Here is a 26,348-nt window from a genome sequence, read left to right on the forward strand (position 1 = left end):
CAAAAACGGTTCGTCCAGCTTGCATGAAAATTGCCAAACCATGTATATTTTAATAAGAAGAAAAAATATCCACTTTTTAACCGTAACATGACAGACCTTTCTTGCCATGTCAGACAACAGTAATTTAGTTCCTAGGGCTTGGCTGTGGTTTTGTTTTCATTTTCATCAATCTATGTTTAAAAGAATGCCGTTCAACAAACAATAAAGCTTATTACAGAAGCATTTTTACGAGGAGGACTGTTAATGGCGATTGCTTCGGAAATTTTGAAAGCGAGACCGGGATATAAGCTGCATATCGTGAAAACCGAAAAGTATAAAACGAATACGCTGGTCTTTAAAATGAAAGCTCCTTTGTGTGCAGATACTGTTACTTTAAGGTCATTGCTGCCGTACGTATTGCAGAGCACCACCGAAAGGCATCCCACTTCCACTGAACTGCGTTCATATCTGGATGAACTTTATGGGGCAAGCCTTTATGTTGATGTTTCCAAAAAAGGAGAGTACCATATTATCAGTTTTACAATGGAAATTGCCAATGAAAAATTCCTGTCCGATCCAACACCATTGCTCGCAAAGGGATTCGAATTGCTGACGGATGTGATTTTTCATCCCAAAACTGAAGGAGATGCGTTCGATTCAAATACTGTGCAGAAGGAAAAACGTTCCTTAAAGCAACGCATTCAATCGATCTATGATGATAAAATGCGCTATTCTGCAAAGCGGCTCGTTGAGGAGATGTGCAAAGATGAGCCATATGCACTCGAACAAACAGGAAATCAGGAAGACCTTGAAAAAATAACTCCCGGCTCATTGTATGAGTATTATATAAAAGCGCTGGCTGAAGATGAAATAGACTTGTACATAATTGGGGATGTTGACGAAGCAGAAGCGGAAAGCCTTGCGGACAAATATATTAGCCTGCATGAAAGGCAGCCCGAAAAAATAAAACCCGTACAGAAAAAAGTGGAAAATGAAAATGAGGTCATTGAAAAACAAGATGTGAAACAAGGGAAGCTGAATATCGGCTATCGCACCAATGTCGTTTATGGTGAAGAGGATTACTATGCCCTTCAGCTTTTCAACGGTATCTTTGGCGGTTTCTCCCATTCGAAGCTATTTATAAACGTTCGGGAAAAAGCGAGCCTTGCCTATTATGCCGCTTCCAGGATCGAGAGCCATAAAGGGCTGCTTATGGTTATGTCAGGAATAGAAAATAAAAACTATGGGCAGGCCATCGATATCATCCGCGAGCAAATGGAAGAAATGAAAAAGGGAAAATTTACAGAAGAAGAACTTTCCCAAACCAAGGCAGTAGTGAAGAACCAAATATTAGAAACCGTAGATGTTGCCCGGGGATTAGTGGAAGTCCTGTACCATAATGTTGTGTCCGGCACGAGTATCCCGCTCGACGAATGGCTGGAAAGAACTGAAAAGACAACGAAAGAACAAGTCGTGAACGTCGCACAGAAAATTGAGTGCGATACGATTTATTTCTTAACAGGGACGGAGGTGCAGGAATGATGGAAAAAATAACTTTTGGCCAGCTGCAGGAGGAATTGTTCCACGAGAAAATGGAAAACGGATTGCAGGTATACATACTGCCCAAAGCCGGATTCAACAAAACGTATGCCACATTTACAACCAAATACGGTTCTATTGACAATCATTTCAAACCCTTGGATTCAGATGAGTTCATTAAGGTACCGGATGGAATCGCCCATTTTCTGGAACATAAGCTGTTCGAGAAAGAAGATGGGGATGTTTTTCAGCAATTCAGTAAGCAGGGTGCCTCCGCTAATGCCTTCACATCTTTCACGAGGACAGCTTACCTGTTTTCAAGCACTACCGATTTCGAAAAAAACCTTACGACCCTGATCGATTTTGTGCAAGAACCGTATTTTTCTGAAAAGACTGTTGAGAAAGAAAAAGGGATCATCGGCCAGGAGATCAATATGTATGACGACAATCCGGATTGGCGCCTCTACTTCGGCTGTATTGAAAATATGTTCCACAATCATCCAGTCAAAATTGATATTGCCGGTACGGTGGAGTCGATAGCAAATATCACGAAAGATATGCTGTATACCTGTTATGAAACCTTTTATCATCCTAGCAACATGCTCCTGTTTGTCGTCGGGCCTGTAGATCCTGGCCATACAATGAGCCTTATCAGGGATAATCAAAATGGCAAGGATTATAAGGAACAGGCGGAAATCGGAAGGAATTTCGAAGCTGAGCCGGCAAGTGTCGCCAAGAAAAACCAAATTCTGAGAATGAATGTCCAAACGCCAAAAGTGATGCTAGGGATTAAAGCTTCCGACGTAAATCTTGCAGGTGAAGCAATGCTTAGAGCCGAGCTGACTGTAAATGTCCTATTGGAGGTTCTTTTTGGCAAGAGCTCTGATTTTTATGAAGAGTTATATTCGGAAGGCTTTATTGATCAATCGTTTTCGTATGATTATACACAGGAACAGGGTTTCGGTTTTGCATTAATTGGTGGGGATTCAGCCCGGCCGGAGGAGTTGGCGGACCAGTTGAAGCAGATTCTTGCCAAAGCAAAAGCTGGTGAGGGGATTACTGATCAAACTGTAGCCAGAACAATTAAGAAGAAGATCGGATCGTTCCTCCGCTCATTAAATTCCCCTGAGTATATAGCCAATCAATTTACGCGTTATGCGTTTAATGATATGGATTTATTTGATGTTGTTCCTGCGCTTGAGCAAATTACGAGCCAGGATGTGAAAATGGCAGCAAACAAACTGATTGATGAAGAGCGGATCACCGTCTGCCAGGTATTGCCGAAATAACTATTAAACCTTGTCCCGTTGGTGGTGACAAGGTTTTTATACGGTTGTACAGCTACACAAGATGAAGAAAAAAGGTGGAGACATGGTTGGCAAAACGTTTTGCGCTTATAACAGGAGCAAGCGGGGGAATTGGAAGGGCCATTGCCCTGAAACTTGCCGAGGAGAATTTTTCTTTATATTTACATTATAATAAAAATGAAACTGCGATCGACCTGCTGATGTCAGAACTATCTGCCTATGATATAGAAGTGATCCCGATTCAGGCAGATCTTAGCCAAAAAGCGGGGTATAAAAAATTGGCCTCGAATATTTTCTCGCTGCATGCCATTGTTTTAAATAGCGGAACCAGCCATTACGGGCTGATAACAGATGTCAGTGATGAACTGGTGGATCAAATGGTCCAGCTGCATGTGAAATCGCCCTTTCAATTAACAAAAGAGCTTCTGCCAAAGATTACGCTGGAAAATGGTGCTATCGTAGCCGTTACTTCTATATGGGGAGAGACCGGGGGCTCGTGCGAAGTGCTTTACTCCATGGTAAAAGGGGGGCAAAATGCTTTTATCAAGGCGTTAGCCAAGGAACTTTCTTTAACCGGGGTCAGGGTGAACGGCGTAGCGCCGGGTGCGATTTCCACAGCGATGCTGGAATCTTTTGACGAAGAGGAACTTCACATGATAAAAGCCGATATTCCCATGGGCCGCCTGGGAGATCCATTGGAAGTGGCAGATGCAGTTGTGTTCTTGCTATCCGATAAAGCTTCGTATATCACGGGCCAAATCATAAGGGTGAATGGCGGATGGTACACTTAAATTGTTTTTAGGTTGAAATTAAAGGTATAAACAAGGCCATTCCTTCGCAAAATACGACTGTACCATTTTGAAGGAAAGGATGATCATAAATGTCTGTATTGGATAATTGGGATCAATGGAAAAACTTCTTAGGCGACAGGCTGCATCAAGGCGAAAGCCAAGGGCTGTCCCATGGCGCCGTAAATGATTTAGCTACTGAAGTCGGCGATTACCTGGCCAAACAAGTTGATCCAAAAAACGAACAAGAACGTGTCTTGGCAGATCTTTGGTCAGTGGCTTCTCAAGATGAAAAGCATGCAATCGCAAGCGTAATGGTGAAATTAGTCGAAAATAACGGTACACGATAATTGCCGGATCAACGCGTTTTAAAATCCCCTTCCAAACAGCCTGGAAGGGGATTTTACTTGTATCGGATGCCATGGTATAGAAAAAGGAATTTTTAAAAAGGTTTTTCCTTTTCACTTACTATGAAATGCTATATTATAGAATCTAGATTACAAACTCGCGTTTACGAGGGCCTTTAGCCTAAGCAAACAGACAAGTATGATGCATTTTGTAAAGGAACATTCATGCTGTCCTTTTATGGATTAAAAGGGAGGCTTACGCAGGCAGGACAGGCTTTGTTTTAACAGCCTTTATTTTTCCCTGACCTCGCGGAAAATGCCGGAATTTGTCGCCGGGGAGGTTGGAGTGTTGGAAGAAAGCAAAGAATGGTATTTCGAATATGAAATTCAAAAAAACCGCCCGGGATTATTAGGCGATATTTCTTCATTGCTAGGTATGCTATCTATTAATATAGTGACGATAAATGGCGTCGATGAGGGCAGGCGCGGCTTGCTGCTATTGACAAAGGACAGCAGGAATATCGAAAGGTTTGAATCAATCCTGCAGACGATGGATACGATAAAAGTGACTAAATTGCGCGAGCCTAAACTGCGCGACATCCTTGCGGTCCGCCATGGCCGCTATATACAACGGGATGCTGATGATAAGAAAACATTCAGGTTTGTACGGGATGAACTTGGCTTATTAGTAGACTTCATGGCCGAGCTGTTCAAGCAGGAAGGGCATAAATTAATCGGCATCCGAGGCATGCCCCGTGTAGGAAAAACAGAATCGGTAGTGGCAGCAAGCGTCTGTGCCAATAAACGGTGGCTGTTTGTTTCTTCAACTTTGCTGAAGCAGACGATTCGAAGCCAGTTGATTGAAGATGAATACAGCGATGACAATCTTTTTATTCTTGACGGAATCGTTTCTACCAGAAGGGCAAACGAGCGCCACTGGCAGCTGGTCCGTGAAATCATGCGATTAAATTCAGTCAAGGTTGTCGAGCACCCGGATGTTTTCGTCCAAAATACAGAATATACGCTGGATGATTTTGATTATATCATTGAGCTCCGGAATAATCCCGATGAGGAAATTACATATGAAGTTGTAGACCAGAATGATCAATTTTCGGCTTCGGATTTTGGTTCATTTGATTTTTAAGATGGCAGGTGGTTTTTTTGACTGAACTAGGAAACAGGCTTAAAGAAGCCCGTGAAGCGAAGGGCATGAGTTTAGATGATTTACAGGAAGCAACAAAAATCCAGAAGCGTTACTTGATTGGCATTGAAGAAGGAAATTATGACATGATGCCAGGCAAGTTTTATGTGCGTGCGTTTATTAAGCAATACTGTGAAGCGGTCGGCCTTCCTGCTGAAGAGATTTTCGACCAGTACAAAAATGATGTGCCGAGTATTGCCAATGAGGAGCTGCCTGCCAAGCTTTCCAGGGTGCAATCAAGAAAGACAGTTCCTTCGGGAAATTCTAAAGCCATGGAGTTATTCCCTAAAATACTGGCCGGCATTTTCATCCTGGGAGCCGCCGTCTTGATTTATATTCTGATTGCAAAGAATTTCAATGCATCAGATGACAAGGCAAAGGAAGAAACGCCAGATGAAAAGGTAGCTTATGAGGAAAGAAAAGACTCTCCACTGACTAACGACAAAAAGGATGAAAAATCCGGCAATAAAGAAGAAACAACAGAACAACAAGAAAGCCCGGCAAAGAAGGCAAAACCGGAAAAACCTAAAAAAGAACAGGAACTTGCATCCGTAAGCTCCAGCGGAAAAAACAGCACCTACAAGCTGAAAAATGCCGAAAAATTCACTTTAAAGGTTTCATCTACGGGGGCAACATGGGTAAACATAAAAAATGGCAGCGGAAAGTCCTTCTTCCAGAATACTCTCAAGGAAAATCAAAGCCAGGAAATCGATTTTACGAATGAAAAAGAGGCAGTAATCATTATTGGGAATGCAGCCGATACCGAAGTATTTGTAAATGGACAGAAACTGGAATATGCGATTTCGCCTACTCAAACGGTTACCCAGAATATAACCATTCAATTTGCCAAAGCCAAATAGTCATCTTTAAGGTGGCTATTTTTCTCTTTGTTCATTTAAATCTTTCGTACAAGCGTGTACGATTTGGAGGTTGCGTCTGTGAATTTACCTAATAAAATTACTGTATCAAGGATTTTTTTGATCCCATTGTTTTTAATACTAATGCTGGTCCCTTTCAATTGGGGAGAGTGGAACCTCGGAGAAGACTCCATTCCGGTAGCACATGTTATCGGGGCCTTGTTATTTATCATCGCTGCTACAACCGATTGGGTAGACGGCTACTATGCACGAAAGCTGAATCTTGTCACCAACCTGGGAAAATTCCTTGATCCTTTGGCGGATAAGCTTCTCGTTTCAGCTGCGTTAATCGTTTTGGTTGATTTGGATCTTGTTTATGGCCAATCATGGATTGTCATTGCCATTATAAGCCGTGAGTTTGCGGTAACCGGCCTACGGCTAGTGCTCGCGGGCACCGGGGAAGTAGTGGCCGCGAACATGCTAGGCAAAATAAAAACATGGACCCAAATCATTGCCATTTCGGCTTTGCTGCTGCATAATCTGCCGTTTTCCTTGATTTCCTTTCCATTTGCGAATATAGCTTTGTGGATTGCCTTAGTCTTTACCGTTTGGTCAGGATGGGACTATTTTGCGAAAAATAAGCAGGTTTTTATTAATTCGAAATAAATGGACGGAGGGTGTGCGATGGATGCTGAAATTATTGCGGTAGGGTCTGAACTGCTGCTTGGGCAAATTGTGAATACGAATGCGCAATTTTTATCCCGGAAGTTTGCGGAAATGGGTGTGAACGTTTTTTACCATACCGTTGTAGGCGATAATGATAAACGCCTTGCAGCTGCCATTGAAATCGCTGAATCGAGGGCTAACCTGATTATCTTTACCGGAGGCCTGGGACCAACGAAAGATGATCTTACAAAGGAAACGATTTCCCGCCAGCTTGGCAAGAAGCTTGTTTATGATGAAGAGGCTTTACATTCCATCCAGGAATACTTTCGCAAAACGGGGCGTGAAATGACCGAAAACAACAAGAAACAAGCCCTGGTATTGGAAGGTGCCCAAGTGCTGCCAAACGACCATGGAATGGCGCCGGGGATGGTGGTAACGATAAAGGGAATAACCTATATGCTGCTGCCCGGGCCGCCTAAAGAAATGGAACCGATGTTTTTAAGCTACGGCTTTAAAAGCATCATGAACAAACTTAAGTCGCATGACAGGATTGAATCTAAGGTACTTCGGTTCTTTGGCATAGGGGAATCGCTCCTTGAAACAAAGATTGATGATTTGCTTGAAAACCAGACTAATCCGACAATTGCTCCGCTTGCTTCGGATGGTGAAGTTACCTTAAGGATCACCGCCAAGCATTCTTCACGGGAAAAATGTGAAGAAATGATTGCGGAAGCGGAAAAGGAAATCCTGGAACGCGTAGGCCAATATTATTATGGCAGCAATGACACTTCTTTGGTGAAGGAGCTCGTTAAAGAGTTGACGGTAAGGAATTTGACAATTTCAGCTGCAGAAAGCCTGACCGGGGGTATGTTCCAGGAATATCTCACAACCATTCCTGGTGCGGGGAAAGTCTTTAAAGGCGGGATTGTTTCTTATACGAATGATGTAAAAGCTAATGTGCTAAAAGTCAGCGATAAAACGATATCCGAGCATGGTGTTGTCAGCAGCCAGTGCGCAATGGAAATGGCGCAACATGCCAGGGAGCTTCTGGACGCTGAGGTCGGCATCAGCTTTACAGGGGTAGCAGGCCCTGATGAACAAGAAGGCAAGCCTGTCGGAACCGTATTCATCGGCATCTCCTTCCGAAATGGGGAGACGAAATCGGAACGGTTAAATCTGGTGGGGAGCAGAGCACAAAACCGGATTCGGAGCGTTAAATACGGTTGCCACTACCTGCTTCGGCATTTAACTCAATAGTCGTGTATGCTGGGCCGGCGGATTGCCAACCCAGCTTTTTATTTCATAATCAGACATTTCTTATGATTACCATGACAAATTGACAGACAAATCAATAAAATATCGCTTTATTATGCATTAACCTCTATAAAAGATTAGATTCCATTGGGAAAACAGATGGTTTCGGAGCTTAGCCGATGATAAAAAAAACGAATGGATGTTCGATTTTTTGCTTGGCAAACCCGTGAAAAAAGTATATAGTAGAGATAGGTTTTGAGACGAGACAATGAAATCTATCAAAATGATATTAGCCTAATCAGGTATACCGATTAGTTGAACATAGAGGAGGAAAACCCTAGTGAGTGATCGTCAAGCGGCGTTAGAAATGGCATTAAAGCAAATTGAAAAGCAATTCGGCAAAGGTTCCATCATGAAGCTCGGTGAACAATCAGACCGGAGAGTTTCAACAGTGCCGAGCGGCTCTGTAGCATTGGATGTTGCACTTGGAGTTGGCGGATATCCGCGCGGAAGAATTATTGAGATTTATGGCCCTGAGAGTTCAGGTAAGACAACGGTTTCTTTACATGCGATTGCAGAAGTCCAGGCCAGGGGCGGCCAGGCGGCTTTTATTGATGTTGAACATGCGCTTGACCCGGCCTATTCCCAAAAGCTGGGTGTCAATATCGATGAATTGCTACTTTCACAACCGGACACAGGAGAGCAGGCGCTTGAAATTGCCGAAGCTTTGGTCCGCAGCGGCGCTGTCGATATTATTGTTATTGACTCTGTTGCTGCCCTGGTGCCTAAAGCGGAAATCGAAGGGGAGATGGGAGATTCACATGTAGGCCTTCAGGCAAGGTTGATGTCACAAGCCCTCAGAAAGCTTTCCGGTGCCATCAATAAATCTAACACGATAGCAATCTTCATTAACCAAATCCGTGAAAAGATTGGTGTCATGTTTGGCAATCCCGAAACAACGCCAGGCGGGCGCGCGCTTAAATTCTACTCTTCTGTGCGGCTTGAAGTCCGCCGCGCTGAGCAGTTAAAGCAGGGAAATGATGTTGTCGGGAATAAGACAAAAATCAAGATCGTGAAGAACAAGGTTGCACCTCCTTTCCGTACTGCGGAAGTGGATATCATGTACGGGGAAGGAATTTCACGCGAAGGTGAAATCATTGATATGGGCTCTGAATTGGATATCATCCAGAAAAGCGGTTCATGGTATTCCTATAATGATGAACGTCTCGGGCAAGGACGTGAGAACGCGAAGCTGTTCTTAAAGGAAAATGAAGAGCTCCGTTTAGAGATTATGCAGAAAATACGCGACCATTACAATTTGGACGGAGAGCATATCGCTCCTGAAGATTCAAAGGACCAAGAGGAATTCGAATTGCTGGATTAATGGAACAAGATGGGGTGGGCAGGCTTTTTTCTGCCTACCCTTTTTTCGTATTGGTGCAATAAAAATTATCTTTCGATTATTCAAATCACAAAAAGGACAAACCCTTGACAATAAAAAATCACAACTATACAATTAATATGTATATTTTACATTTTTTCAAACTGAAATTTTGAAAAGCAAAGTGCTGTATATTGAAGTGATGTACAATGTACATGCCGACAGACCTTTAGTAACAAGTTCATAGCAAGGGGAGGTGAAACGATGGAACCCATTACAGTAATCATCTCCATTTTGCTTGGCCTAATCGTCGGTGCAGTTGTTGGCTATTTTGTAAGTAAGTCTGTATCCCAAAACAAAATAGCAGGGGCGAAAAACTCAGCGGAACAAATTATAGAAGATGCAAAACGTGAAGCCGAGGCAGCCAAAAAGGAAGCCCTATTGGAAGCAAAGGATGAAATTCATAAGATTCGTACCGATGCAGAACGAGAGGTTCGGGAACGAAGAACTGAATTACAAAAACAAGAAAATCGATTATTGCAAAAAGAAGAGAACCTTGACCGTAAAGATGAAACGTTAGATAAACGTGAAACACTTTTGGAGAAAAAGGAGGATTCTCTGAACCAAAGACAACAGCATATTGAAGAGATGGAAAGCAAAGTGGACGAGATGGTTCGCAAGCAGCAAACTGAACTCGAGCGTATTTCCGGCTTGACGCGTGAAGAGGCAAAAGCAATCATTCTTGACCGTCTAGAGAAAGAGCTGACTCACGATACCGCAGTGATGATTAAAGAAAGCGAAAATCGTGCGAAAGAGGAAGCTGACAAGAAAGCAAAAGAATTGCTTTCACTTGCCATCCAGAGATGTGCGGCAGACCATGTTGCGGAAACGACTGTTTCTGTGGTCAACCTGCCAAACGATGAGATGAAAGGCCGGATTATCGGGCGTGAAGGGCGAAATATCCGTACTTTGGAGACGCTTACCGGTATTGATCTTATCATCGATGATACGCCGGAAGCTGTTATCCTGTCAGGATTCGATCCCATCAGGCGTGAAACTGCACGTTTAGCGCTTGATAAGCTTGTACAGGACGGCCGTATCCATCCCGCACGCATCGAAGAGATGGTTGATAAAGCAAGGCGCGAAGTGGATGAACATATCCGCGAAATAGGTGAACAAACCACTTTTGAGGTTGGTGTTCACGGGCTCCATCCGGATCTTATAAAAATTCTTGGCCGCTTGAAGTTCCGTACGAGCTATGGCCAAAACGTTTTAAAGCATTCAATGGAAGTCGCCCAACTATCCGGATTGCTTGCCGCGGAGCTTGGTGAAGATGAAACGCTCGCCCGTCGTGCCGGATTGCTCCATGATATCGGAAAAGCGATTGACCATGAAGTAGAAGGCAGCCATGTGGAAATAGGCGTTGAATTGGCAACCAAGTACAAAGAGCATCCTGTTGTCATTAACAGTATAGCTTCCCACCACGGTGATACAGAACCAACTTCAATCATCGCCGTCCTTGTCGCCGCAGCGGATGCACTTTCAGCCGCAAGGCCTGGGGCAAGAAGCGAAACGCTTGAAAACTATATCCGAAGGCTGGAAAAGCTTGAAGAGATTTCTGAATCATACGATGGCGTGGAGAAATCATTTGCCATCCAAGCCGGACGTGAAGTGCGAATCATGGTAAAGCCCGAACAAATTGATGACCTGGAAGCACATCGGCTTGCAAGGGATATCCGTAAACGCATTGAAGAAGAATTGGATTACCCTGGCCATATCAAAGTAACGGTCATCCGTGAAACGAGAGCTGTGGAGTATGCAAAGTAAAGTGGTGTTTTCACCGCTTTGCTTTTTTTTATGCTCTTTCTCCGTGTAGCGGCAATGCCTCCCATTGAAGAATTATGTTACAATATATACATAAGCTAATGAAAAACAGTCCGATTCGCAAGCCTTTTGTAAAGGCGAAGACAGAGGCGTAGTTAAGCGCTGGATGGGCGGCACAGACGTACACATAAGGAATTGTGGCGTGCTTAGTCTGTGTTCTGCTTTATGCAGGTAAGAAAGTTATCTCTTCTCTTACCTCCCCAAAAAAGTCCGCCTTAAGGATTGGCTAGTTAGAAAGGAACCTATAATGAAATTGCTTTTTGTTGGAGATGTAGTCGGTTCACCCGGCAGAGAAATGCTGAAGGAATACCTTCCAAGGATTAAGGAAAAATACCGGCCGCATATTACAGTAGTAAATGGGGAAAATTCTGCCGCCGGACGCGGCATAACTGAAAAAATTTATCGTGAGTTTTTGGAATGGGGAGCACAGGCGGTAACACTGGGCAACCATGCATGGGATAATCGGGATATTTTTGAGTTTGTTGATAAAGCGAAATACCTGGTACGGCCTGCAAATTTCCCGGCGGAGACACCCGGCGAGGGATTAAAGTTTTTGAAATGGAACCAATATGAGATTGCGATTATCAATCTTCAGGGCCGCACGTTCATGCCTCCTCTCGACTGTCCGTTTGCTAAAGCGGATGAACTGGCCAAACAGGCAAGGAAAAGGACGCCGATGATTTTTGTTGATTTCCATGGAGAAGCCACAAGCGAAAAACAGGCTATGGGATGGTACCTTGATGGTAAGGTATCCGCTGTCGTCGGAACCCATACCCATGTCCAAACTGCGGATAACAGGATCCTTCCAAACGGTACGGCATTTCTTTCAGATGTTGGGATGACTGGCCCTTATGATGGAATATTAGGCATGGAACGTGAAGCGGTCATCCATCGGTTCTTGACAAGCCTGCCTGTTCGCTTTGAGGTCCCGAAAACCGGGAGAACTATTTTAAGTGCAGTTTTACTCGATATTGATGAACAAACAGGCAAGTCACGAAAAATCGATCGCATCCTGATAAATGATGACCATCCGTTTTTTTCGTAAAACCCAGGTTTTCTGAGGGGTTTCCTCATGACCCTAATATTGGCTTCTAAATTCTAAAAAGCTCCTATCCTTTCCCTTTTTCTAGACAAGTCCCGGATGAAATTGTCATATAGGGTTTATTCTCTGAATATAGTAACAATGGAAAGAGATATACCTATTGAACCTAATTTCCAATGGGTAAGGGAAAACAAGGAGGACTAGGGATGGAAATATTAAAGGTTTCAGCAAAATCTAATCCTAATTCTGTAGCAGGCGCACTGGCCGGAGTGTTAAGAGAAAGAGGAGCGGCCGAAATCCAGGCAATCGGTGCCGGTGCGTTAAACCAAGCCGTCAAGGCAGTAGCAATCGCAAGAGGGTTTGTGGCACCTAGTGGAGTGGACTTGATTTGTATTCCTGCCTTTACAGATATCCAGATTGATGGAGAAGAACGAACGGCCATTAAGCTTATTGTTGAGCCGAGATAATTGGCTGATGCACTGATCGGGTGTTCCTGTTTGCGTTTTTGCAGACAGGTTCTTTTTTTGGCAGGTAAGAAAGTATAAACTTTATTACCTGCATAAAGCCGAACACAGGGAGGTACCGCCACATCCTTCTGTCTTCGCCTTTATAAAGCCTCGCAAATCAGCGAGTTTTCTACAAGGTTAAGGAATGGTGTGTTTTCCTGTCCTGAATCCCCTCTATCATGACAGAGGCTGTTAATTGAAGGTTTCCAAACAGGAATAATATATATATGATTATTACGATAAAAGTTGCAGCGAAAGGATTGAAATGAATGAAAATCTTTGATGCTCATTGTGATGTTCTGATGAAATTGTTTCTTGATCCATCTATCCCATTTTCATATGATGAAAGCCTTCATATTAATTATCAATCGCTAAAAGCTGCAGGCAGCAAGGTCCAATGCTTTGCGATTTATGTCCCGGAGGAAATCCATCCTGATGCAAGGTTCCCGGCAGCGCTTGCTATGGTTGATTTGTTCTATGAAAAAATCCTGGCGCATCCCGGTATAAAGCATGTAACCTGCAAAAAGGATATTGAGGCGCTTGGAGAAGGGGAAATCGGTGCTGTTTTAACATTGGAAGGCTGTGATTGCATCGGGGATGATTTAGTAAAGCTGAAAACCTTGCTTCGATTGGGTGTATCGGCCGTTGGTTTGACGTGGAACTTCGCCAATCGGGTAGCTAATGGCGCAATGGAAAAACGGGCTGGAGGCCTGACCGTATTTGGGGAACAAGTGGTAAAACAGTTGAATAAGCAATCTGTGTGGTGTGATGTTTCCCACTTGTCTGAGAGTTCGTTCTGGGACACTCTTGAATTGGCTGAATTTCCAATCGCGTCCCATTCGAATGTCCACAGTATTTGTCCGCATCCCCGAAATCTTAAAGATGCCCAAATTAGAGCATTGATTAAAAAGAACGGTGTAATCGGGGTCACCTTCGTTCCGCAATTTTTAACGCAAAAACCAAGTGCAGGCATCAGGGACGTACTTAATCAAATTGATTACATAGCCGGTTTGGGCGGTGCGAAGCATATTGGCCTCGGTTCTGACTTTGACGGCATTGCCCAGACTGTCGATAATCTATCATCTTATAAAGACTATGGGAATCTGATAGAAGAGCTGCAAAAACATTATACTGAAGATTTTGTAAGAGGAATTTTGTTTGAAAATTTCACATCTAGATTCCCGGTATAATTAAGCTTCCACTGTTCCTGGGAAATTATCGAAATATACAAAAAATTGTCTCTGAAACTGGTAATTATTGTTTGCAAAGGGTTGCTTTTTTAAGGGTTTAGGTCTAGAATTGAAAGCGTTTAGTACACCTTTCCTTTGATAAAATGAGCGTATATTTATACATATTTGGTTGTTTCCATTTATTAAGAGAGGTGTCTCATTAGTAGTTTTCACGAGAGAATAATATATTAACCGTATCTGGAGGGGTGTAAAACATGATCAATCAACTTTCGTGGAAAGTTGGAGGGCAACAAGGGGAAGGTATTGAAAGCACGGGGGAAATTTTCAGCATTGCCCTCAACAGGTTAGGCTACTACTTGTATGGATACCGTCATTTCTCATCTCGTATAAAAGGAGGGCATACCAACAACAAAATTCGTGTCAGCACTGCGCAAACACGATCCATCTCCGACGACTTGGATATTCTTGTAGCATTTGACCAGGAGACGATTGACGTTAACTATAAAGAGCTTCATGGTGGCGGAATCATCATTGCAGATGCCAAGTTTAACCCCGTACGTCCGGAAGATGCGAAAGCGGCAATGTATGCTGTGCCATTTACTGAAATAGCGGCTGACCTTGGAACATCCCTTATGAAAAACATGGTAGCTGTAGGGGCATCCAGTGCCGTTCTTGAACTGGATATCAATGTATTTTCCGAAGTAGTCGGGGAAATTTTTGGCCGTAAAGGCGAGCAGATTGTTCAGAAAAACATGGATGCAATTAAAGCAGGCTATGAATATATGATAGAAAAGCTCGGCGACAAAGTAGGCGCTATGAAACTTGAAAAAGCGGATGGCAAAAAGAGATTATTCATGATTGGCAATGATGCGATCGCCTTAGGGGCACTTGCAGGCGGCTGCCGATTTATGGCAGCTTATCCGATTACCCCAGCATCCGAAATCATGGAATATTTAATTAAAAAGCTTCCTGCCCTTGGAGGCACTGTGATCCAGACAGAAGATGAGATCGCCGCTGCAACGATGGCAATTGGGGCAAACTATGGCGGGATCCGTGCGCTTACTGCATCGGCAGGCCCTGGCCTATCCCTGAAGATGGAAGCGATCGGGCTTTCCGGCATTACCGAAACGCCGCTTGTTATTGTTGATACACAACGCGGGGGCCCGTCTACCGGTCTTCCTACAAAACAGGAACAGTCTGACCTTATGGCTATGATTTACGGCACGCACGGCGAAATCCCGAAAATTGTCATGGCACCAAGCACGGTGGAAGAAGCATTTTACGATACAGCAGAAGCGTTCAACTTAGCGGAAGAATACCAATGCCCGGTCATCGTATTGTCAGACCTGCAGCTGTCGCTTGGTAAACAGACTGTTGAGCCACTTGATTACAGCAAGGTTGAAATCAGGCGTGGCAAGCTGGTTACCGGGGAGCTTCCTGCATTGGAAAACGGTGAATACTTCAAGCGTTATGAAGTGACGGAAGACGGGATATCTCCTCGTGTATTGCCTGGAACAGCAAACGGCATATTCCATGTAACAGGCGTTGAGCACGACGAAACAGGAAAGCCGTCCGAATCTGCAGGGAACCGTAAAGCACAAATGGATAAACGCATGAGGAAAATTGAGCAGATTTCTTTTAAAAACCCGGTTTATAAAAATGCTCCACATGAAGAAGCAGACCTTCTGATCATTGGCTTCATCTCTACCCGCGGGGTCATTGAAGAAGCTATGGCCAGATTGGAGGCAGATGGCATCAAAGTGAATCACACGCACATCCGCTTGATCCATCCGTTCCCTGCTGACGAAATTCATCCGTTTGTGGACGCTGCCAAAAATGTGGTGGTAATTGAAAATAATGCCACAGGGCAATTAGCCAACATTATCAAAATGAATGTGGGCAATGTAAAGAAGATTAAGAGCATCCTTAAATATGACGGAAATCCGTTCTTGCCGCATGAAATACATTCCCAATGCAAGGAGTTGGTCGAAAATGGCTACATTCAAAGAGTTCCGCAATAATGTAAAACCAAACTGGTGCCCAGGTTGCGGCGACTTTTCCGTCCAGGCTGCGATTCAGCGTGCTGCTGCCAATGTCGGCCTTGAACCGGAAGGACTTGCCGTTGTTTCAGGGATTGGCTGTTCAGGACGTATTTCCGGCTATATTAAATCCTACGGGTTCCATGGAATCCATGGCCGGTCGCTTCCAATCGCCCAGGGTGTCAAAATGGCGAACCGCGAGCTGACTGTCATTGCCTCTGGCGGGGACGGGGATGGATTCGCGATTGGAATGGGACATACCATACACGCTATCCGCCGCAATATCGATATTACCTATATTGTGATGGATAACCAAATTTATGGATTGACAAAGGGGCAGACTTCCCCGAGATCGGCAGCAGGATTTAAGACGAAATCAACTCCCGATGGCTCTATTGAGCAGGCGATTTCTCCAATGGAATTGGCATTGTCAGCAGGAGCAACTTTCGTGGCTCAAAGTTTTTCAACGGACCTGAAAGATTTAACTGCCATCATTGAAGCTGGAATCCAGCATAAAGGCTTTTCTTTCATCAATGTATTCAGCCCTTGCGTAACGTATAATAAAATCAATACGTATGACTGGTTTAAGGAGAACTTAACGAAGCTTGCAACTATTGAAGGCTATGACTCTACGAACCGGGAAATGGCCATGCAAACAGTGATGGAACATGATGGCTTGGTAACAGGCATCATTTACCAAAATAAAGATCGTCAGTCCTATCAGGAACTAATCCCAGGCTATGCGGAAGAATCTCTTACTAAAGCAGAACTGCAGCTAAGCCAGGAAAGCTTTGATAAACTCGCTTCAGAATTTATGTAATGTCCTAAGCAAAACATAACAATATTGACTGTAAAATTCAAAATTGTTAGTCCAGCTTATGTAAAAATTACAGCTAGTGTTAAGAATGAACACGATGAAAAGATCCGGCAGGGATTGGAGCCGGATCTTTTTATGCCCGAAAAACACAGTCAGGGCGCGCGGACGCTTCAGAACCAATTAAAACCGCGACGTCTGTTGTGTCTGTTCTCATTCTCATTTTTTCGGCCGTTCCTTGTATCATTGTTGTTGTTGCTGCGGCTATTAACATTGCTTCTATTCCGGATGCTGAAAGAGTTTCTGCTGCGATTATTACTATTGTTATTGCTATTGCTGTGGTTGTCATCATCTTTGTTCCGATTATCTTCATTGCCTTCTTCATTGTAATTATCATCATTGTTGTTAGAATCCAGACATCCTCCAAACAAGCCCTTGCAAGGGCGGTCTTCTTTGTGGGATTCTTCCTTTTTTTCCTCATCATAGTCATTATAATTATTTCCGCAATCACAATCACAGTCACAACAGTCATCAAATATATTTCGTTTTTTCTTGCTTTGCCTTTTTTTCGCCATCATATCACCTCTTTTACAATGGAATTGATTTACCAAGATATTGTATGTATCAAATGACAAGCTGCATAGGACTATGTCCATCTTTTCTGAATTTTTATTCAAACGCACATTCCAAACCGAAACTTCCGGGAATATGATTTATTACAGAAAGAATAATCTCATCCTGGTAAGGGAGAGTGTACATGTGGAAGGAAAAATGAAAGCGCTCGTGAAGCATCGCCGCGGGATTGGGGCCGAAATTCAATATGTGGGCATTCCCAAATTCAATGACGAAGAAGTCTTGATTAAAGTAAAAGCCAGTTCGATTTGCGGAACGGATGTCCATATATACACCTGGGATGAATGGTCCAAGCGCAGGGTTAATCCCCCGTACGTATTCGGCCATGAATTTTCCGGGGAAGTGGTGGAGGTAGGTTCAAAGGTTAAGAGCGTTAATCCCGGTGATTATGTTTCTGCAGAGACGCATATCGCCTGCGGCAGATGTCCGCAATGCCTGTCCGGAAAGTATCATATTTGCAAATATACGAAAATCATCGGTGTGGATACCCAGGGATGCTTTGCAGAGTATGTGGTGTTACCTGAGGGAAACGTGTGGAAAAATTCAAAGGAAATGCCATATGATGTTGCTTCGCTGCAAGAACCGATGGGGAATGCTGTCCACACGGTACTTGCAGGTGATGTTGCCGGAAGGAAGGTTGCGGTAATCGGCTGCGGCCCTATTGGCATAATGGCTGTATGTGTAGCCAGAGCAGCTGGTGCATCTGAAGTTTATGCGTTTGACTTGAATGATTATCGCCTTGCCTTGGCAAAACAGATGGGGGCGGCCATTGTGGTCAATTCCGCAAAACAGGACCCTGTAAAGGCAGTGCACCAATTGACGGAGGGGAATGGAGTCGATGTAGTTTGTGAAATGAGCGGGAATCCTATCGCTATTAACCAGGGCTTTAAAATGGTGACTAACGGCGGCCGTGTTTCGATATTAAGCCTCCCGTCAAAGCCCGTGGAAATCAATATTACGGAAGATATAGTCTTTAAGGGGATAACAGCACAGGGAATTACCGGGAGAGAAATGTTTAAAACCTGGCAGCAGGTATCGGGTTTGCTTTCATCAGGACAGGTGGACCTTACGCCAATCATCTCACACCATTTTCCTCTCGACGAATATGAGAAGGGATTTGATTTAATGATCAAGGGAGAATGCGGAAAAGTCATTCTTTATCCATAAAAAGGTATTCTCTAATGCCTGTTGAAAATAAATAATAGATAGGTAATAGTTGAGGAGGAGATTTGCCTGAAAGGTTTTGAGTATTTACAAGCAGAGTTAGATGACATGAAGAAGGCTGGGACATTCCGCAAGCTGGTACCTCTCCAGACAGCGCAGGGGTCAAAAGTAACGATTGACGGAAGGGAAGTCATTCAGCTTTCGTCGAATAACTACTTAGGATTGACTTCTCATCCGCGACTCCGGCAAGCCGCCATCGATGCATCCCGAAAATTCGGGGCTGGTACAGGATCTGTCCGAACAATTGCCGGAACACTAACAATGCATGAACAGCTTGAGAAAAAACTCGCCACATTTAAACGTACAGAAGCATCCCTTGTCTTTCAATCCGGTTTTACAACAAATCAAGGAGTGCTATCCGCCATACTTTCAGCTGAAGATGTAGTCATATCCGATGAATTGAATCATGCCTCTATTATAGATGGCATCCGCCTGACAAAAGCAGGACGAAGGGTATATAAACATGTGGATATGAAATCGCTTGAGACGGCGTTAAAGGAAACCGGAAATTACCGTACACGACTTATTGTTACAGATGGAGTATTCTCGATGGATGGAAATATCGCACCTCTGCCTGAAATCGTAGATCTGGCGGAAAAATATGATGCGTTGATCATGGTAGATGATGCCCATGCATCAGGCGTTCTTGGAAAAAATGGCCGCGGTACCGTGAATCATTTCGGACTTGATGGCCGGGTTCATATCCAGGTAGGTACTTTGAGCAAGGGGATTGGCGTCCTTGGCGGCTATGTCGCAAGCACCAGGACATTGATAGATTACTTGATTCATAAAGGAAGGCCGTTCTTATTCAGCACCTCCCATCCTCCAGGTGTCACAATGGCATGCATGGAAGCGATTGATGTTCTTTTGGAGGAACCCGGGTTAATAGAAAGGCTATGGGAAAACACGAAGTTCTTTAAAAAGGGATTGATTACCCTCGGCTACAACACGGGAATGAGCGAAACGCCAATAACTCCGGTATTCGTGGGAGATGAAGCGCTTGCCCATGGATTTTCCGATAAGTTGATGGAATATGGCGTCTTTGCACAGGGTATCGCCTTTCCGACAGTTGCAAAGGGATCTGCAAGAGTGCGTACAATCGTAACCGCCCAGCATTCCAAACAAGAACTGCAGCAGGCGCTTGACGCTTTTGAAAAAGCAGGGAAGGATCTCGGCATTATTGGATAAACATGATTTGGGGCGGGAAATAGGATCATCCTGCCTCAGGCATTACATATAAGACTGTGACAACTCTCCAACAATTCCCTCCCCCCTCGAGTGAAGTATTGTTTCTTCCTATTAAAAGCTATATACTATAGTAATGTGTATGGTATACGTCTGAAGCAAGTCACACCCTGTACGCAAGATATCTAGCAAAAGTTTGCCCTTATGGGGAATTGGCTTACCGGAAAGGGGATAATCATGAACGAAAAGCAACGATTAGATTCACAGAAAGTGCAAGCTGAAAATCCAGCGGACAAAAAATCCGAAAAGGACTTCAGCAAGTACTTCCAGGCCGTATACGTCCCGCCTTCCTTGAAGGAAGCAAAAAAACGCGGCAAAGAAGAAATTCAATACCATAACGACTTCGCGATACCGGAAGAATTCCGCGGGATGGGCGAGGGCCGTAAATTTTACATCCGCACGTACGGATGCCAAATGAATGAACATGATACAGAGGTTATGGCCGGCATTTTCATGGCGCTTGGGTATGAGCCGTCCCAAACAGTTGAAGATGCCAATGTAATCCTGCTAAATACATGCGCGATCCGTGAAAATGCTGAAAACAAAGTATTTGGCGAGCTCGGCCATTTAAAGGCACTGAAGACGGAAAAACCGGACCTTCTGCTTGGCGTATGCGGCTGCATGTCCCAGGAAGAATCAGTAGTCAACCGGATCCTTTCTAAGCACCAGTTTGTCGATATGATTTTCGGAACCCATAATATCCACCGCTTGCCGCACATCCTGAATGATGCATACATGTCAAAGGAAATGGTGATCGAAGTTTGGTCCAAGGAAGGCGATGTCATCGAAAACCTTCCCAAAGTGCGGAAAGGCCAGACTAAGGCGTGGGTTAACATCATGTACGGCTGCGATAAGTTCTGTACGTACTGCATCGTCCCATATACACGGGGTAAAGAACGCAGCCGCCGTCCTGAAGATATCATCCAGGAAGTTCGCCATCTTGCTTCCCAAGGCTACCAGGAGATCACACTTTTGGGCCAGAATGTAAATGCATATGGAAAAGATTTCGAAGATATCAAGTACGGCCTTGGAGATTTGATGGATGAGATACGAAAAATCGATATACCGCGCTTACGCTTTACGACAAGCCATCCACGCGATTTCGATGATCACCTGATAGATGTTCTCGCCAAAGGCGGCAATCTTGTGGAACATATCCATCTCCCAGTCCAATCAGGAAGCACCGATGTGTTGAAAATCATGGCCCGCAAGTATTCGCGTGAGCAGTATTTGGAACTTGTCAGAAAAATAAAAGCGGCCATCCCTGATGTTGCACTGACAACTGACATCATCGTCGGATATCCGAATGAGACAGAAGAGCAATTTGAGGAAACCCTGTCCCTATACCGGGAAGTCGGGTACGATGCTGCTTATACGTTCATCTATTCGCCTCGCGAGGGTACTCCAGCAGCGAAAATGCAAGATAACGTACCAATGGAAGTCAAGAAAGAACGCCTTCAGAAGCTGAATGCACTTGTTAACGAGTTTTCTGCCAAGAAAATGAAAGAAATGAAAGGGCAGATCGTGGAAGTGCTTGTTGAAGGGGAAAGCAAGAATAACCCGGATGTTCTGGCCGGCTATACCAGAAAAAATAAGCTTGTGAACTTCATAGGACCTAAATCCGCCATTGGCCGGATTGTAAAAGTGAAAATCACGGAAGCAAAAACATGGTCACTAAACGGAGAAATGGTAGAAGAAGCTACAGCGGTAGAGGTGGAATAATGATGGCGAAGTATACAAAAGACGACATACTGGCTAAAGCGGAAGACCTTGCGAAAATGATCGCAGAAACTGATGAAGTGGATTTCTTCAAGCGTGCAGAAGCACAAATCAATGATAACCAAAAGGTGCGCGAAATGATCGCCAGCATCAAAAGCCTGCAAAAGCAAGCCGTTAATTTCCAGAATTATGGCAAAGAAAGGGCATATAAGCAGGTACAGGATAAAATTGATGCACTCGAGCGCGAACTGGATGAGATTCCGATTGTCCAGGAGTTCAAACAATCTCAAGTAGACGTTAATGATTTGCTGCAAATGGTCGCTTCCCAAGTGTCCAATAGTGTAACAGACTTAATCATTGAATCCACCGGCGGCGACTTGCTGAGCGGTGAAACCGGATCAAAGGTACGGGCTGGCGGCGGAAGCTGCTGACCTCCCTGAAATAAGGCCACAAAGTTTACCATTCTAATAAAAAAACTGCCTATCCTGCTAATTCAGCGGTGACAGGCAGTTTTTTATTTGGGACAGGAAGGGTCAAGTTCTTTTGCTTCGCAACTCACATAAAGCAAGATATCGTGGTTATTTTTCCCACTTCATGGCAACTGTTAACGTACAACAATCCTGACCGTCCTGCTGGCCTTTTGGCCTTATTGTAAAAATCACTCCGGTCGGTGTAAAAGCTGTACTCACCCGCACTTGTAAACCAATTGTTTGAATCAGTGCATCCACTTCCCGCTGTTTGCCTCGCTGTGCCAATTCCATTAACTTGTATGAAAAATCAGGATTCGAAAGCTTACCTAATAAAATGCCTCCCTGTTGCATAAGAAATTGAAAAGTATGGATAGATTCGGTAAACACTTTGATGTCCACAGGAGGATACTGTTGCCTAAATGGATCGAATGGGGGCTGATGTTTGGGACTAGCCTGTTTATCAACAGGAAGATATGGAAGCGTGTTTGGATTGTAAATTGAACGATAATGAGCCATGTGTGGATAGCGGCAGGGTGGATCTATGGGCAAGGGCTGATTATTTGGATAGGAAAAAATTGATGGATACATAGCAGCTCTCCTTTTGATAAGCACTATAAAATATGAATATCTCTTACATTTGTTACTTTACCTATGTAAAGTTAAAAAACTAATTTGAAATTTCATATCCCGCAACCATAAATGCATGTTTTGGCACATAACATTAAATGACAGCATAAAATAGTGCAATCAAATATTCATATATCAGTTTCTTTTATAAAAAATAATTAGCACACTAGACATTTCACACGCATAGGATGAATGGAAACTGTATGAGGAGGGTTCGCTAGAATGGCACAATACAGAGAAATCATAACAAAGGCCGTGGTTGGAAAAGGGCGTAAATATACAAAGTCTACACATACCATTTCCCCGGCACATCAACCATCAAGCATTCTCGGTTGCTGGATCATCAATCATAAGTATGAGGCAAAAAAAATCGGCAAAAAAGTGGAAGTACGCGGTACATTTGAAATTAACGTCTGGTATTCTACCCAACATAATACAAAAACGGATCTTGTGTGTGAAAAAGTGCAATATTCAGATACTGTTTCTTTGAAGTATCGGGATCCTGATTACCATGATGATGACGACATTATTGCCAAGGCAGTGCAACAGCCGAACTGCATCGAAGCCAGCATCTCACCGGATGGAAAAAAAATCGTGGTACATGTGGAAAGGGAATTCTTCGTGGAAGTAGTAGGAGAAACAAAGATTTGTGTCGCTGTTAATCCGAATGGCTGTGAAGATGATGAATGGGGCTCCGACTCTGATGCAGAGTTTGAGGATTTGAATCCGGATTTCCTTGTTGATTTTGAGGACGAATAAGAACTTCAAATGATGACTATTTGCGGCTTGGCCAGTCCCTATGGAAATCTCGGCTTGTGGAATAATAAGGTTTTGTAATCACCGGATGAGTCATTTTCATCCGGCTTTATTTTTATCCAAAATATCCAAAGTCATGAACATGGGGCCGGATTTATTTCTAACACCATTTCTTATGATATAATATAGTACATGATTACATAGAGCAATACTTGGCAGAAAGGTTTTGAAGCTATGTCCGGTTATACCCCAATGATTCAACAATATTTAAAAATCAAGGCAGAGTACCAGGATGCCTTTTTATTTTTCCGTTTAGGCGATTTTTATGAAATGTTTTTTGAAGACGCCCTAAAGGCCTCGCAGGAGCTCGAAATTACATTGACCAGCAGGGATGGGGGAAGCGACGAGCGGATCCCGATGTGCGGCGTTCCCTATCATGCCGCTGCCAATTATATAGATTTGTTGATAGAAAAAGGCTACAAGGTAGCAATTTGCGAACAGACGGAGAATCCGAAGCAAGCAAAGGGAGTCGTCAGGCGGGAAGTTGTCCAGCTTATTACCCCGGGAACGAAAATGGACGGTAAGGGCCTGGATGAAAAGGAAAACAATTTCATAGCCACGATTTCCAGTTTTGCGGATGGGCATTTCGGTTTTGCCTACAATGATTTATCCACCGGTGAAACCAGGGTGACCATCCTTGAAGGCAGCTTTGATGACATCTTAAACGAGCTTTCTATTATAGGGGCAAAAGAGGTTGTGATAAGCAGCGGGTTTGAGCCGGATTGGCAGCATAAAATGAAGGAAAGGGGAATCTCTGCCCTTTCCTTTGAAGAAGCCACCGATGAAAGCCAGAATTTTGAATCCGTGCTGAAATTTTTGCAAGACAGAAAGCAGAGGCTTGCAGTTTCAAGATTGCTGCATTATTTATACAGGACACAAAAGCGCAGCCTTGACCATCTACAGCCTGTGTTGCCTTATGAAACAAACTCCTATATGAAAATTGATTATTATTCGAAGCGAAATTTGGAGCTGACAGAAACGATCCGTTCCAAAGGAAGAAAGGGCTCGTTGCTCTGGCTGCTGGATGAAACAAAGACAGCGATGGGCGGAAGGCTTTTGAAGCAGTGGATCGAAAGGCCACTGATCAATAGAAAAGAGATTGAAAAGAGACAAACACTCGTAGAAATTTTGAAAAACAACTATTTTGAACGACAGGACCTTCGCGAGCGTCTGAAAGATGTTTACGATTTAGAGAGGCTTGCAGGACGTGTCGCATTTGGGAATGTGAATGCCAGAGATTTGATCCAGCTAAAAAAGTCACTCCAGCAGATTCCCGCCATCAGGGAAGTTGCGGCTTCCATGGGACATGATGAGATTGCCTTTCTCACAAAGAAGCTCGATCCTTGCGAGGAAGTTACCGATCTATTGGAATCGTCGTTAGTGGACAACCCGCCTCTTTCCATTAAGGAAGGGAACATCATCCAGGATGGATACAATGCCGAGTTGGATACCTACAGGGATGCAAGCCGGAACGGAAAGACCTGGATCGCTCAGCTTGAACGGCATGAACGGGAAAAAACGGGAATCAAATCCTTGAAAATTGGTTACAACCGCGTGTTTGGCTATTATATTGAAGTAACGAGGGCCAATCTCCATCTTCTTGAAGAAGGCCTTTACGAACGGAAGCAGACGCTGACCAATGCCGAACGGTTTGTCACCCCTGAATTGAAGGAAAAGGAATCTCTTATCCTGGAGGCTGAAGAAAAAAGCATCGGCCTGGAGTATGATTTGTTCCTTGAAATCCGGGAACAGGTAAAATCATTTATACCGAGGCTCCAGGCACTGGCAAAAGCGATCAGCGAGCTTGATGTGCTTCAGTGTTTTGCAACGGTCAGCGAGGAAAGGCATTATGTAAAGCCGGTTTTTTCCGATGAACGGATAATTGTCCTGAACGAAGGGCGTCATCCTGTTGTAGAAAAGGTACTCCAAACACAGGAGTATGTGCCAAATGACTGCATCATGGATGCCGACCGTGAAATCCTTCTCATTACCGGACCAAACATGTCAGGAAAAAGCACCTATATGCGCCAGATTGCGCTCACCGCTATCCTGGCACAAATCGGCTGTTTTGTTTCGGCAGCTGAGGCGGTTCTCCCGATCTTCGACAAGGTATTTACACGGATTGGCGCTGCTGATGATTTAATATCCGGCCAAAGTACTTTCATGGTTGAAATGCTTGAGGCAAAAAATGCCATTGTGAATGCCACCGAAAACAGCCTGATCCTCTTCGACGAAATCGGCCGGGGAACTTCAACGTATGACGGAATGGCGCTGGCTCAAGCGATCATTGAATATATACATGAAAATATCGGGGCTAAAACGCTTTTCTCTACCCATTATCATGAATTAACGATATTAGCGGACGAGCTTTCCCGTCTTCAGAACATCCATGTAAGTGCCGTGGAACATAACGGGAATGTTATATTTCTTCATAAGATCAAGGAAGGTGCCGCCGATAAAAGCTACGGAATCCATGTAGCCCAGCTTGCGGAATTGCCGGAATCGTTAATAAACAGGGCAAATACAATCTTGTTGCAACTTGAACAAAACGATAGCACCGGTTGGAAGATTGAATCCAAGAGTGAAACGGTAGGGGATAAAGAAGAAAAAGTGCAAACATCCCGGACGGAGAAAGAAGCGGCTGCTGCGGCAGAAGAAGCCCAGCTTTCCTTCTTTGCCAATCCTTATGACCCGGAGAAAAAAGCTCCGTCACCAAAAGATAAAAAGGTCCTCGACGAGCTGAAAACAATGGAAATCCTTGAAATGACACCGCTTGAGGCATTGAATGTATTATATAAGCTGCAAAAGAAATTGAAATAA

General features: G+C 43.9%; 23 protein-coding genes. 21 read left to right on the plus strand and 2 right to left on the minus strand.

All coding sequences use genetic code 11. The annotated features are described in order from the left end of the window. The first annotated feature begins 243 nt into the window (after positions 1–243). From yfmF to D0466_RS17550, 15 genes are all read left to right on the plus strand, one after another. Entirely contained in the window at positions 244–1,521 is a 1,278-nt protein-coding gene (yfmF, locus tag D0466_RS17480) for an EF-P 5-aminopentanol modification-associated protein YfmF (protein WP_117323839.1), read from the plus strand. Next, positions 1,521–2,807 (plus strand): EF-P 5-aminopentanol modification-associated protein YfmH, encoded by a 1,287-nt coding sequence (gene yfmH, locus D0466_RS17485; RefSeq protein ID WP_117323907.1) that lies wholly within the window; start codon positions 1,521–1,523, stop codon positions 2,805–2,807. The genes yfmF and yfmH overlap by 1 nt, the downstream gene beginning before the upstream one ends. 86 nt (positions 2,808–2,893) lie before the next feature. Next, the gene (gene ymfI, locus D0466_RS17490; RefSeq protein WP_117323840.1) at positions 2,894–3,616 is read left to right on the plus strand and encodes an elongation factor P 5-aminopentanone reductase; all 723 of its coding nucleotides are present in this window, start codon (positions 2,894–2,896) and stop codon (positions 3,614–3,616) included. Between the two features lie 89 nt (positions 3,617–3,705). Beyond that, on the plus strand, positions 3,706–3,963 hold the full coding sequence (locus tag D0466_RS17495) for a DUF3243 domain-containing protein (RefSeq protein ID WP_117323841.1): 258 nt from the start codon (positions 3,706–3,708) through the stop codon (positions 3,961–3,963). 346 nt (positions 3,964–4,309) lie between these two features. Beyond that, complete coding sequence (locus D0466_RS17500) at positions 4,310–5,104, plus strand: DUF3388 domain-containing protein (RefSeq protein WP_233522689.1); 795 nt, start codon at positions 4,310–4,312, stop codon at positions 5,102–5,104. Between the two features lie 8 nt (positions 5,105–5,112). After that, the gene (locus D0466_RS17505; RefSeq protein ID WP_325048737.1) at positions 5,113–6,021 is read left to right on the plus strand and encodes a helix-turn-helix domain-containing protein; all 909 of its coding nucleotides are present in this window, start codon (positions 5,113–5,115) and stop codon (positions 6,019–6,021) included. A 78-nt stretch (positions 6,022–6,099) separates the two neighbouring features. Further along, on the plus strand, positions 6,100–6,684 hold the full coding sequence (pgsA, locus tag D0466_RS17510) for a CDP-diacylglycerol--glycerol-3-phosphate 3-phosphatidyltransferase (RefSeq protein ID WP_117323844.1): 585 nt from the start codon (positions 6,100–6,102) through the stop codon (positions 6,682–6,684). An 18-nt stretch (positions 6,685–6,702) separates the two neighbouring features. Next, positions 6,703–7,941: a competence/damage-inducible protein A gene (locus D0466_RS17515; protein ID WP_117323845.1), complete on the plus strand. Its 1,239-nt coding sequence runs from the start codon at positions 6,703–6,705 to the stop codon at positions 7,939–7,941. Positions 7,942–8,278: 337 nt separating this feature from the next. After that, entirely contained in the window at positions 8,279–9,322 is a 1,044-nt protein-coding gene (recA, locus tag D0466_RS17520; protein ID WP_117323846.1) for a recombinase RecA, read from the plus strand. Positions 9,323–9,583: 261 nt separating this feature from the next. After that, positions 9,584–11,146 (plus strand): ribonuclease Y, encoded by a 1,563-nt coding sequence (rny, locus tag D0466_RS17525; RefSeq protein ID WP_117323847.1) that lies wholly within the window; start codon positions 9,584–9,586, stop codon positions 11,144–11,146. Between the two features lie 304 nt (positions 11,147–11,450). Next, positions 11,451–12,248: a TIGR00282 family metallophosphoesterase gene (locus D0466_RS17530; RefSeq protein ID WP_117323848.1), complete on the plus strand. Its 798-nt coding sequence runs from the start codon at positions 11,451–11,453 to the stop codon at positions 12,246–12,248. A gap of 203 nt (positions 12,249–12,451) precedes the next feature. Beyond that, positions 12,452–12,712: a stage V sporulation protein SpoVS gene (spoVS, locus tag D0466_RS17535; RefSeq protein WP_003181955.1), complete on the plus strand. Its 261-nt coding sequence runs from the start codon at positions 12,452–12,454 to the stop codon at positions 12,710–12,712. 308 nt (positions 12,713–13,020) lie between these two features. Further along, on the plus strand, positions 13,021–13,941 hold the full coding sequence (locus D0466_RS17540; RefSeq protein WP_117323849.1) for a dipeptidase: 921 nt from the start codon (positions 13,021–13,023) through the stop codon (positions 13,939–13,941). 254 nt (positions 13,942–14,195) lie between these two features. Continuing rightward, positions 14,196–15,962 carry a 2-oxoacid:acceptor oxidoreductase subunit alpha gene (locus tag D0466_RS17545; protein WP_117323850.1) on the plus strand — a complete coding sequence of 589 codons (1,767 nt, stop codon included), beginning with the start codon at positions 14,196–14,198 and terminating at the stop codon, positions 15,960–15,962. Continuing rightward, positions 15,934–16,800 (plus strand): 2-oxoacid:ferredoxin oxidoreductase subunit beta, encoded by an 867-nt coding sequence (locus D0466_RS17550; RefSeq protein ID WP_117323851.1) that lies wholly within the window; start codon positions 15,934–15,936, stop codon positions 16,798–16,800. Before D0466_RS17545 ends, D0466_RS17550 begins: the two co-directional genes overlap by 29 nt. 130 nt (positions 16,801–16,930) lie before the next feature. Here D0466_RS17550 and D0466_RS22310 read toward each other — a convergent pair whose 3' ends face one another. Continuing rightward, on the minus strand, positions 16,931–17,326 hold the full coding sequence (locus D0466_RS22310; RefSeq protein ID WP_158555938.1) for a hypothetical protein: 396 nt from the start codon (positions 17,324–17,326) through the stop codon (positions 16,931–16,933). A 227-nt stretch (positions 17,327–17,553) separates the two neighbouring features. Here D0466_RS22310 and tdh point away from each other — a divergent pair, with 227 nt between their 5' ends. The 4 genes from tdh (at position 17,554) to D0466_RS17575 (ending at position 22,046) form a co-directional block, all read left to right on the plus strand. Beyond that, positions 17,554–18,594, plus strand: a complete 1,041-nt coding sequence (gene tdh, locus D0466_RS17560; RefSeq protein WP_199484584.1) for an L-threonine 3-dehydrogenase — start codon at positions 17,554–17,556, stop codon at positions 18,592–18,594. A gap of 66 nt (positions 18,595–18,660) precedes the next feature. Further along, entirely contained in the window at positions 18,661–19,839 is a 1,179-nt protein-coding gene (locus D0466_RS17565; protein WP_117323853.1) for a glycine C-acetyltransferase, read from the plus strand. A gap of 234 nt (positions 19,840–20,073) precedes the next feature. Further along, the gene (gene miaB / locus D0466_RS17570) at positions 20,074–21,618 is read left to right on the plus strand and encodes a tRNA (N6-isopentenyl adenosine(37)-C2)-methylthiotransferase MiaB (RefSeq protein ID WP_117323854.1); all 1,545 of its coding nucleotides are present in this window, start codon (positions 20,074–20,076) and stop codon (positions 21,616–21,618) included. Positions 21,619–21,620: 2 nt separating this feature from the next. Next, positions 21,621–22,046, plus strand: coding sequence for a RicAFT regulatory complex protein RicA family protein (locus D0466_RS17575; protein ID WP_117323855.1), 426 nt, complete (start codon positions 21,621–21,623; stop codon positions 22,044–22,046). 147 nt (positions 22,047–22,193) lie between these two features. Here D0466_RS17575 and D0466_RS17580 read toward each other — a convergent pair whose 3' ends face one another. Further along, a complete protein-coding gene (locus D0466_RS17580) occupies positions 22,194–22,673 on the minus strand; it encodes a hypothetical protein (protein ID WP_117323856.1) in 480 nt (159 codons plus the stop codon). Between the two features lie 261 nt (positions 22,674–22,934). Here D0466_RS17580 and D0466_RS17585 point away from each other — a divergent pair, with 261 nt between their 5' ends. Both D0466_RS17585 and mutS read left to right on the plus strand, forming a co-directional pair. Then, positions 22,935–23,471: an outer spore coat protein CotE gene (locus D0466_RS17585; RefSeq protein ID WP_117323857.1), complete on the plus strand. Its 537-nt coding sequence runs from the start codon at positions 22,935–22,937 to the stop codon at positions 23,469–23,471. 231 nt (positions 23,472–23,702) lie between these two features. Next, positions 23,703–26,348 (plus strand): DNA mismatch repair protein MutS, encoded by a 2,646-nt coding sequence (gene mutS, locus D0466_RS17590; RefSeq protein WP_117323858.1) that lies wholly within the window; start codon positions 23,703–23,705, stop codon positions 26,346–26,348.

It is taken from the genome of Peribacillus glennii (genome assembly GCF_003429105.1).
GTDB lineage: Bacteria > Bacillota > Bacilli > Bacillales > DSM-1321 > Peribacillus > Peribacillus glennii.

Excerpts from the sequence above, each read along its gene's own strand:
- yfmF (WP_117323839.1), top strand. The coding sequence starts at position 244 with ATGGCGATTGCTTCGGAAATTTTGAAAGCGAGACCGGGATATAAGCTG.
- yfmH (WP_117323907.1), top strand. The coding sequence starts at position 1,521 with ATGGAAAAAATAACTTTTGGCCAGCTGCAGGAGGAATTGTTCCACGAG.
- D0466_RS17495 (WP_117323841.1), top strand. The coding sequence starts at position 3,706 with ATGTCTGTATTGGATAATTGGGATCAATGGAAAAACTTCTTAGGCGAC.
- D0466_RS17515 (WP_117323845.1), top strand. The coding sequence starts at position 6,703 with ATGGATGCTGAAATTATTGCGGTAGGGTCTGAACTGCTGCTTGGGCAA.
- rny (WP_117323847.1), top strand. The coding sequence starts at position 9,584 with ATGGAACCCATTACAGTAATCATCTCCATTTTGCTTGGCCTAATCGTC.
- D0466_RS17530 (WP_117323848.1), top strand. The coding sequence starts at position 11,451 with ATGAAATTGCTTTTTGTTGGAGATGTAGTCGGTTCACCCGGCAGAGAA.
- spoVS (WP_003181955.1), top strand. The coding sequence starts at position 12,452 with ATGGAAATATTAAAGGTTTCAGCAAAATCTAATCCTAATTCTGTAGCA.
- D0466_RS17540 (WP_117323849.1), top strand. The coding sequence starts at position 13,021 with ATGAAAATCTTTGATGCTCATTGTGATGTTCTGATGAAATTGTTTCTT.
- D0466_RS17545 (WP_117323850.1), top strand. The coding sequence starts at position 14,196 with ATGATCAATCAACTTTCGTGGAAAGTTGGAGGGCAACAAGGGGAAGGT.
- D0466_RS17550 (WP_117323851.1), top strand. The coding sequence starts at position 15,934 with ATGGCTACATTCAAAGAGTTCCGCAATAATGTAAAACCAAACTGGTGC.
- D0466_RS22310 (WP_158555938.1), bottom strand. The coding sequence starts at position 17,326 with ATGACTGTTGTGACTGTGATTGTGATTGCGGAAATAATTATAATGACT.
- miaB (WP_117323854.1), top strand. The coding sequence starts at position 20,074 with ATGAACGAAAAGCAACGATTAGATTCACAGAAAGTGCAAGCTGAAAAT.
- D0466_RS17575 (WP_117323855.1), top strand. The coding sequence starts at position 21,621 with ATGGCGAAGTATACAAAAGACGACATACTGGCTAAAGCGGAAGACCTT.
- D0466_RS17580 (WP_117323856.1), bottom strand. The coding sequence starts at position 22,673 with ATGTATCCATCAATTTTTTCCTATCCAAATAATCAGCCCTTGCCCATA.
- D0466_RS17585 (WP_117323857.1), top strand. The coding sequence starts at position 22,935 with ATGGCACAATACAGAGAAATCATAACAAAGGCCGTGGTTGGAAAAGGG.
- mutS (WP_117323858.1), top strand. The coding sequence starts at position 23,703 with ATGTCCGGTTATACCCCAATGATTCAACAATATTTAAAAATCAAGGCA.